General features: G+C 73.0%; 7 protein-coding genes. 3 read left to right on the top strand and 4 right to left on the bottom strand.

The genetic code is table 11. The features are described from left to right. Positions 1 to 158: 158 nt before the first annotated feature. The 3 genes from C1J01_RS50595 to C1J01_RS43030 all read right to left on the bottom strand — a co-directional run bounded on the left by C1J01_RS50595 (position 159) and on the right by C1J01_RS43030 (position 2,781). Positions 159 to 335, bottom strand: coding sequence for a hypothetical protein (locus C1J01_RS50595; RefSeq protein WP_181449282.1), 177 nt, complete (start codon positions 333 to 335; stop codon positions 159 to 161). Between the two features lie 416 nt (positions 336 to 751). Continuing rightward, positions 752 to 1,039, bottom strand: a complete 288-nt coding sequence (locus C1J01_RS43035) for an Lrp/AsnC family transcriptional regulator (RefSeq protein WP_111184801.1) — start codon at positions 1,037 to 1,039, stop codon at positions 752 to 754. Between the two features lie 17 nt (positions 1,040 to 1,056). After that, positions 1,057 to 2,781: a DEDD exonuclease domain-containing protein gene (locus C1J01_RS43030; RefSeq protein WP_111184800.1), complete on the bottom strand. Its 1,725-nt coding sequence runs from the start codon at positions 2,779 to 2,781 to the stop codon at positions 1,057 to 1,059. A 75-nt stretch (positions 2,782 to 2,856) separates the two neighbouring features. Here C1J01_RS43030 and C1J01_RS43025 point away from each other — a divergent pair, with 75 nt between their 5' ends. From C1J01_RS43025 to C1J01_RS43010, 3 genes are all read left to right on the top strand, one after another. Then, positions 2,857 to 4,356, top strand: coding sequence for a serine/threonine-protein kinase (locus C1J01_RS43025; protein WP_111184799.1), 1,500 nt, complete (start codon positions 2,857 to 2,859; stop codon positions 4,354 to 4,356). After that, positions 4,346 to 5,803, top strand: coding sequence for a serine/threonine-protein kinase (locus C1J01_RS43020; RefSeq protein WP_111184798.1), 1,458 nt, complete (start codon positions 4,346 to 4,348; stop codon positions 5,801 to 5,803). Before C1J01_RS43025 ends, C1J01_RS43020 begins: the two co-directional genes overlap by 11 nt. Before the next feature lie 71 nt (positions 5,804 to 5,874). Then, positions 5,875 to 7,881 (top strand): hypothetical protein, encoded by a 2,007-nt coding sequence (locus C1J01_RS43010; protein ID WP_181449280.1) that lies wholly within the window; start codon positions 5,875 to 5,877, stop codon positions 7,879 to 7,881. A 251-nt stretch (positions 7,882 to 8,132) separates the two neighbouring features. On the opposite strand, the gene C1J01_RS43005 is transcribed toward C1J01_RS43010, so the two are convergent. Continuing rightward, positions 8,133 to 8,838 (bottom strand): PH domain-containing protein (locus tag C1J01_RS43005; protein WP_220040400.1); only part of this gene is annotated, 706 nt, incomplete at its 5' end.

Genomic DNA, 8,838 nt, shown 5'->3' with positions numbered 1-8,838 from the left:
CCCATGGATGGGGATGTCGCGGTGGTGCTGGGGTGTGAGCTCGGCATGACATCGTGGGGGCTCACCGGCAAAGTGGTGTTGCCGGCGTTGGCAGGTGCGGCTCTGATGCCGTTGCGCCGGCGGTACCCGGTTGACGTGACGGGGTCGGTCGCGGTTCTCTACGTGGTGGGTGCCCAGCCGCCGGAGTACGACGCGCCGGTCAGCGCCATGGTGATCGCCCTGTACAGGGTGGGCTGTACGGGCCGTGTCTCGGCCGTCGTGGCGGGGTTGTCCGTGCCCGCCGGCGCGATCGTCACCCGGGTCTCGTGGGAGTCGGTGACCGTGGCCCTGTCCATCGCGCTGGTGCCGGCGATCCCTGTGGCGGCGGGACACATCGTCAGGTTGCGCGCGGAGCGGACGAGCGGGCAGCCCGGCGGGCGGCGCCCTGGCCCGGACTCACTCTCATGCGGGTCTCGGGCTGGGGCCGGACCCTCGTGCGGGGCGTCAGCCAGCCAGCCGGGCGGGGGTGTGCGGTTATGTCACCGAGGATGGGCTCGCGCACGATCGTGGTGGCTTCGTGCACCTTCGTGCTGGCCTCGTGCGCCTTCGTGGTGGGCGCGTGCACGTTCGTGATGGGTGGATGCACGTGTGCCCGGGCTGTGTCGGCGTGCGGAAGGCTTCGGGCGCAGGGGGAGTGCGTGCGGGCCTCAGGGCGCGGGCCTGAGGCTTGCGGGTCTGAGGCTGGGTGCGGGGCCGGGTCGAGGAGGCGCCGTCAGTCGGCTTCGGGGAAGCCGATGGAGAAGGCGGACTCGAGGTCGTGCCGGGAGTAGGTGCGGAAGGCGATGTGCGTCTCCGTGTGCAGCACGCCGGGCACCTTGTTGATCCGCCCCGGGATCACCTCGGCGATCTCCTCGTACGCGGCCACCCTGACCATGGCCAGCAGGTCGTACTCGCCGGTGATGGAGTAGACCTCGCTGACCCCCTCGATCTCGGCGATCGTCTGGGCGACCTCCGGGATCCGGTCTACCTCTGCGTTGATGTGGACGATAGCCGTGACCATGAACCAACTCTATCGTTTCACCCCAAAGGTCGTCCCTCTCGCCTGTGCTGCCGGTCGGGGAGCTGGTAGGCGAGGTCGATGCGGGCCTTGTGGCGGGCCGCTCCGCGGGCGGGCAGCGACCACTCGCCGTCGACCTCCACCAGGCGCACCCCGGGGGACTCCAGCCAGCGCAGGATGCACTCGGTCTCCTCGGCGCTCGCGGCGTGCACAGGGCCGGGGCCGGGGATCACCGCCTCCGCGGCGGCCTTCAGCGAGGCCACGAACGGCGTCGGGTGGACGCCCTTCGGCATCACCCCGGCCGCCGCCAGCCGGCCGTAGCGGACGACGTGGATGTCCCAGCCGCCGCCGAACGCCGGGCTGGCGGCCACCAGCTCCGGGATGCGGGTGATCGAGCTGAGGCGCTGCATGCGGGCCGCCGTACGGACGAAGGCGGCGAGCCTGTCGCGGTCGACGGACGCCTCCTCGTAGCGCTGCTCCACCGACAGCCGCTCCATGCGCGCCGAGACGGCGGAGAAGACGGGGGAGGCGTCGAGCGTCATGGCGCGGCGGGCGCTCTCGACGTGGATCGCGTATTCCTCCGGCGTCTGCTTGCCCTCGCAGGGCGCGCCGCAGCGGCCCATCTCGTGCAGCACGCAGGCCGCGCGCCGGGTGCGCAGCGTGATCGGCTGCGTGCACTGACGCAGCGGGACGGCCTCGTGCAGGGCGATGCGGGCCTCGTCGGCCAGCCGGGCGCTGGAGAACGGGCCGAGGTAGGTGGCGCCGTCGTCCTTGAGCTCGCGGACGATCGACAGGCGGGGGAAGACGTCGGTGGTGAGCTTGAGCCAGAGCATCTTCTCGGGGAAGCGGGAGCGGCGGTTGTAGCGCGGCTTGGCCCCGCCGATCAGGCGCAGCTCCCTGACCTCGGCCTCCAGCGCGGTCGAGCAGACGATGTGGCGCACCCGCTCGGCGATGCCGATCATCTCGCGGATGCGCGGGCGGGTCTCGCCGGCGGTGAAGTAGGAGCGCACGCGGTTGCGCAGGTTGGTGCTCTTGCCGATGTAGAGGACCTCGCCGCGGGCGTCCTCGAACATGTAGACGCCGGGGGCGTGCGGCACGGACTCGGCCAGGTGACGCTTGCGCTGCTGCTCGGGCGTGGGGGCGCGGACGAACGACTTGAGCTCTTCGAGCGTGTGGACCTGGAACGACCCCGCCCGCTCGATCAGCCCGTGGAGCACGTCGACGGTGGCCCTGGCGTCCTGCAGGGCGCGGTGGCACGGCTCGACGGGGCTGCGGAAGAAGCGCGCCAGGGTGGCGAGCTTGGCGTTGGGGGTCTCGTCGCGGGTCAGCACCCGCCGGGCCAGGTCGACGGTGTCGACGACCGGGTTGGACGGCGGCGGATAGCCGAGCGCGGCGCAGGCGGCCTTGACGAAACGGGTGTCGAAACCGGCGTTGTGGGCCACCAGCGTGGCGCCGCGGATGAACTCGAGGAAGCTCGGCAGCACCGACTCGATCTTCGGCGCGGCCATGACCATGGCGTCGGTGATGCCCGTCAGCACGGAGATGAACGGCGGGATCGGCCCGCCGGGATCGACCAGCGTGGAGAACTCGCCGAGCACCTCGCCCGCCCGCACCTTGACCGCGCCGATCTCGGTGATCGCGTCTTCGGCGGGGGCGCCGCCGGTCGTCTCGAGGTCGAACACGACGAACGTGACCTCGCTCAGCGGCGTGCCGAGCTCGTCGAGAGTGCCTTGAACCGGTTCCACGAACCAAGACCATAGAGAGGCCCACCGACAGGAACGAGTAACCACCCCTCTTGATCCTTAGTTACCCTTCCCTTTATGTCGGCGGGAAGACTCGCCGGTCGCTATTCCCTGATTCGCCCCCTTGGGGCGGGCGGCATGGGAAAGGTGTGGCTGGCACGGGACGAGATGCTCGATCGCGACGTCGCGGTCAAGGAGCTCACGCTGCCCGAGGGCATGGCGCCCAAGGAGCGGGCCGACTCGGTGACCAGGGCCGTGCGCGAGGCGCAGGCCACCGCGCGGCTGCGCCACCCCGGCATCGTGGCGCTGCACGACGTCGTCGTCGAGCAGGACCGTCCGTGGCTGGTCATGGAGCTGCTGCGCGGCCGTACGCTCGCCGACACCGTGCGCGAGTACGGCCCCATGCCGCCCGCGTACGCGGCGAAGGTCGGCGCCGACGTGCTGGAGGCGCTGACCGAGGCCCACCGGCAGGGCATGCAGCACCGCGACGTCAAGCCGGCCAACGTGTTCCTGACCGAGAGCGGCCGGGTCGTCCTCACCGACTTCGGCATCGCGCGGCAGGAGGGCCAGGCCACCATCACCGAGCAGGGCATGATGATCGGCTCGCCCGGGTTCATCGCGCCCGAGCGGCTCGAGGGCCAGCCCGGGGGCCCGGCCGGCGACCTGTGGTCGCTCGGCGCCACGCTGCACGTCGCGCTGACCGGCCGGCCCGCCTACGACGGCTCGGCGGCCGAACGGGTGCGCGCCACGCTGACGCAGCCGGTGCCTGTCGTGCCGGGCCCGCTCGGGCCGCTGGTCGCCGCCATGATGGCGCCCCACCCGGCGGCCCGTCCCGAGGCGCGCGTGGTCATCGACGCGCTCCGGCAGGTGGCCGCGGGCGGGCCGCTGCCGCCGCTGCCGGCCGGCCAGGCGCCCACCGCCCCGCGCCGCGTCAGGCGGCGCGGCCGGGCCGTGCTCTGGGTCGCGGTGGCGACGGCGGCGGCCGTCGTGCTCGGCGCGGGGGGCTTCCTCCTGCTGCGCGAGAGCGGCGGCACACCCGAGGCCTATACGGTGCCCATGGACGTCTGCACGCTGATCAGCTCCGCGGAGGTGGGCGGGATCCTGAAGACGCAGAGACCGCCCAAGGCCCGGCCCGGCGCCGACGAGGTGGGCCCCACGTGCGAGTGGCCGATGCGCAATACCGGCATCGGCATCCAGGTGCAGAAGGACTCCGACACCGTCGACCCGTGGTCGATGACCCCCGTCACGGCCCGTGCGCTCTTCGAGAACCAGAAGCGCTACTGGGGCCGCTACGACGACCTCGACTGGACGTGGCCCGAGATCGGCGTGACCACGAGCCAGAAGGCCAAGCGCACGCCGATCCGCGACATCCAGGGGCTCGGCGAGGAGGCGTTCGGGTACGAGCTGACGGGGCCCACGGGCCGGGTGCACTCCGCCCACGTCTTCTACCGGGTGGCCAACCTCGTGGTGAACATCGAGTACACCACGCTCACCAACCGGCCGACCGACGAGGACGTCAAGCAGGCGGCGCTGAGGGCCGCGCGGGCGAGCGAGCGGGCGTTGCGCGATGCAGGGTGAGCTCTATCTCCTGGCCGGCCGCTACCGCCTGATCGAGCGGCTCGGCCAGGGCGGCGCCGGCACGGTGTGGCGGGCCATCGACGAGATCCTCGACCGCCAGGTCGCGGTCAAGCAGGTGCGCGTTCCTGACGGCATGAGCCCGCGCGAGCACGCCGAGTTCGCCGACCGGGCCATCCACGAGGCCAGGTCGGCCGGGCGTCTGCGCGACCCCGCGATCGTGCTCGTGCACGACGTCGTCCTCGAGGGCGGCCAGCCGTGGATCATCATGGACCTCGTCAGCGGCCGTTCCCTCGACAAGGTGATCAAGGAGCAGGGGCCGCTCCCGCCCGCCTTCGTGGCCACGATCGGGTTACGCGTGCTGTCGGCGCTCGAGGTCGCCCACGCGCACGGCATCCTGCACCAGGACGTCAAGCCGGGCAACATCCTGCTCGACGCCGACGGCTCGGCCATGCTCACCGACTTCGGCATCGCCGCGCCCATGAACGGGCGGGGCGACCGCTACGGCAGCGCCGGCTCGCCCGGCTACATGGCGCCCGAGCGGCTCAACGAGCAGCCCTCGGGGCCGGGCAGCGACCTGTGGTCGCTCGGCGCCAGCCTCTACACGGCGGTCGAGGGGCGGGGGCCGTTCGAACGGGCGCTGCCCGCCGCGGTCGCGGCGGCGGTGCTGCTGCACGAGCCGCCGTTCCCGTCGCGGGCCGGGCGCGAGCTGGGCGGCCTGCTGATGGCCATGCTGGCCAAGGACCCGGCGGTCCGGCCCACCGCGGTCCAGATCCGTCAGGTGCTCACCCGGCTGGCCGACCCCGCCACCGCGCCCCGCGCCCACCGGACGCCTCCCCGGCGCCGGTGGCGGCTGCCTGCGGTGCTCGCCGCCGTCGTGGCGCTGGCCGCGGGCGGCTTGTACGCCACCGGCGCCCTGGGCGAGCGGACGAAGGAGCCCGGCCGTTACGCGACCGCCCCCGACCCGTGCGGCCTGCTGACCGACGCCCAGGTCGCCCGGCTCACGGACGCCGCCCCACGGCGGTCCGCCACCCGCGCGGGCGAGTGCGAGTGGGCCGTCTCCGGCCGCATGGGGCGGGACGACCGCGTCATCGTGCGGGTCTGGGCCGAGCTTCCCACCAGCGAACTGGCCGGGCCCCAGATGGCCGAGCGCCGCTTCGCCAGCGAGCGCAGCACGCGTGCCGCGGCCGAGGGAGCGGGGATGCGCCAGGCGTACGGAACCCTCCGGGACGTGCCCGGCATCGGCGACGCGGCGGTCGTGCAGAACAGCTTCGCGTTCTACATGGCGTCCACTGAGTCCGGCAAATCAGACAGCACAGTGCTTTTCCGAACGAGTAATCTGCTGGGCGAAGTGATCTGGCATCGTGAGGACGTGCCCGTCAAGGCCGAGGCGGACGAGGAGACGGCCATCGCCGCCGCGCGCCTGGTCTCCGCGGCCCTGGCGAAATGACCGTTGCAACCACTTCGCAAGGGTCCTGACCAGCATGTCCCCCCGATGTCACGGCAACCCCAGGAGTCCCCGTGAACCCCGGTAGCGAATACGAGCAGCCCACCACGCCTCCGCAGGGGCCGGGCGCGCCGTTCGGGCCGCCGAACCTGCCGCCCCGCGTGCCGCCGGACGTGCCGCAGAACACGCCGCCGAGAACGCCGCCGATCGTTCCTGGGACCATGCCGCCGAGCGGGCCGCAGAAGCCGCCGCACGCCATGCACCCCGGCGGGCCGCAGCAGATGCCCCACGACGTGCCCCCTGGTGGGCCGCCGCCGATGCCGCCCGGCGGGCCTCACCACGTGCCGCCGAGCGGGCCGCAGGGCACGCCGCCGCACGGGCCTTGGAGCATGCCCATGGGCGGGCCGCGGAACATCCCGCAGAACATCCCGCCGAGCGGGCCGCAGAACGTGCCGCCCGGGTGGCCGCAGCAGGCGCCGCCCGGCGGGTCACCCGGCATGCCGCCGGGCGGGCCGCCGGGGATGCCGCCCGGCGGGCCGCCAGGGACGGGGCCCGGCATGTCGCCCCAGGGCCCGCAGTACGGGCAGCCGCCCGTCCAGCACCACGCGCCCCCGAACCCGCCGCAAACGCTGCGCATGCCCATGACCGGGCAGACGGACGCCCCCAAGACGCGGCCCACCTGGTTACTGCCGTCGCTGGCGGCGTTGTTCGTCGTGCTGATCGCGGCCACCGGCGTGGGGGCCTATCTCCTGTCGGGCGGCGACGCCCGCTCCGACGCGCCTCCGGCGGCCGGCGAGGATCCCGCCCCCGCAGGGTCGGCGGTGACCCCGGTGACGGTGCCCGACGTGTGCGCCATGCTGCCGAAGGACGAGGCCGACCGCCTGGTGCCCGACGCGACCGTCTCGAAGTCGTCGCGTGAGAACGAGAACACGGTCGACTTCTCCTGCAACTGGGTGAACCGCCGCATCTCGTTCGGCGAGTTCTGGCGCGACCGGGAGATCGACGTCAGGATCTCGCAGCACAAGGGCGACGGCGCGAAGACCGGCCGGGCGATGGCGCAGAGCTCGTACGAGATCGACTACAGCGGCGCCCGGTACGGCGCCACCGCCAAGCCGTCGCTCGAACCCGACGAGAAGCAGCAGATCTCCCAGGTCAAGGACATCCCGGGCGTCGGCGACGGCGCGTTCGCCCAGTACACCTGGCGCCGCGACGACATGCTCTGGTACGCCTACGGCACGGCGTACGCCCGGGTGGGCGACATGACGATGGAGGTCAAGTTCCAGGCGAGCCAGCAGCGCAAGGACGCCGAGATCCTGTCCAACGAGACCACCCAGGCGATCACCGAGGAGAACGCGATCCGCGAGGTGAGCGGCCTGGTCGAACACTTCGCCAAGGGCGTGGCCGACTGGCAGGCGGAACACCCGAACGTGCTGGCCAAGCCGGAGGCGACCCCGAGCGCGACCACCTCGCCGACCCCGCGGGCGACGCCCTCGCCGACCGTGCTGGCGTCGTTCCCGGCCGAATGCGCGGCCATGTCGGAGACGGCCACCCGCCTCGTGCCCGAGCCCACCACCCGGGCACGCGGCAACGTCGTCGGGAACGACAACCAGACCGAGTGCCGCTGGCTCAACCGGGAGCTGTCGGGCGGCGCCGGCATCACGAAGATCCGCAGCGCGCTGGTCACCGTGCACCGGTTCACCAACCGCGCGGGAGCGATCGACGAGCCCGCGGCCAGGGCGTTCTACGTCGGTCAGTTCGGCAGTGCCAAGAACACCGCCGAGTCCTCGATCGGCCGCATCACCTGGGGCAAGCTGACCGAGGTGGACGGGCTGGGCGACCAGGCGTACCGGCAGTTCACGCAGATCAGGCAGGGAGAGGTCTCCGCCTCCAGCGGCAGCATCGTCATGCGCAAGGGCGCGATCGTCGTCCAGGTGGACTACAGCGGCCACCAGCGGCCCGAGGGAGAGGCGACCAACTCGCCCGAGGTCGAGCTCATGACCGAGAAGGAGGCCATGGAGGGCGCGCACAGCCTGGCGTCGGCGTACATGAGAGTCCTGAACGCCCAGACGACCGGCAGCTGAAGGGCTCGGGTGTCCGGCCTGACCGCCGTCATGGCGGTCAGGCCGGACACCGGCGATGCCATGCCTTCGTAGCGCGGCCCGATCACCGTGGTCGCCGGCGGTTAATGGAGCTGCAACCGCTCTGCAAGTGCCCCAAATACGGTTATGTCCGTAAGCAGCTGAGCCGCGCGATCGGGTTTGTCCAGTACAGGGGCATGGGCAAGCAGAGGGGGATCACGCGGCTCAGTGCTGTCGAGGGCCCGGCGGAGAGCTCAGCGCTCCCGGCGGATCAGGAACGGGTCGAGCAGCCCCGGGACCGCCTGCGCGGCCAGGTCGAGGCCGTCGCCGCGGTCCACGTCCACCACCTCGTAGTGGCCGCGCCCCGCCGCCGTCGTCGCGCTGACCGTCAGCAACCCGGAGCGGCGCTGGAAGTACGACTCCGTGAACGTCCAGCCGGAGATGCCCCGGCGCTCCAGCGCCACCGTACGGCGGACCACGGCGCCGCGGCGGGTCACGAGGTGACGGACGCCCAGCCCGTGACCGAGGCTCGCCGCGCTCGCCACGGCCGCCCACAGCCCCGCCGCCAGCGCCACGGGCGGGACCAGCCACACCCACACCCGCGCGTCCTGCCACGGGAGCGTCCACGACGCGACCCCGGCCGCTCCGGCGGTCACCGCCGCGCCCGCCACCGCCCGGCTCACCCGCCTGACCCGCGCCGCCGCCGGATGCGGCACCAGCGCCCCCTCGCCCACCTTCCGGGCGGACGGCCGCGGTCCCCCGAGCCCGTGCCGGGCGGCCGGCGCCGACGCCACCCGGCCGTCCGCCTCCGACGCCATCCGGCCCCCCAGTTCCGATGCCAGCCGGGCGGCCGGGGAGTCCCGGGGGGTCGGGGCCGCGAGCATGGTGCTGGTCCGCGGCCCGCAGGCGGGGTCCGGAGGTGTCAGGCCCGGTAGAGGTGAGCCCGCGACGGCGGTGGCC

The sequence above is a fragment of the Nonomuraea aridisoli genome (assembly GCF_003236395.1).
GTDB lineage: Bacteria > Actinomycetota > Actinomycetes > Streptosporangiales > Streptosporangiaceae > Nonomuraea > Nonomuraea aridisoli.
Note: the sequence above shows the minus strand (reverse complement) of the source record. Positions and strands in the feature narration are given on the sequence as shown.

Coding starts and splice junctions, on each gene's coding strand:
- C1J01_RS50595 (WP_181449282.1), bottom strand. CDS start 335: ATGGACAGGGCCACGGTCACCGACTCCCACGAGACCCGGGTGACGATC.
- C1J01_RS43035 (WP_111184801.1), bottom strand. CDS start 1,039: ATGGTCACGGCTATCGTCCACATCAACGCAGAGGTAGACCGGATCCCG.
- C1J01_RS43025 (WP_111184799.1), top strand. CDS start 2,857: ATGTCGGCGGGAAGACTCGCCGGTCGCTATTCCCTGATTCGCCCCCTT.
- C1J01_RS43020 (WP_111184798.1), top strand. CDS start 4,346: ATGCAGGGTGAGCTCTATCTCCTGGCCGGCCGCTACCGCCTGATCGAG.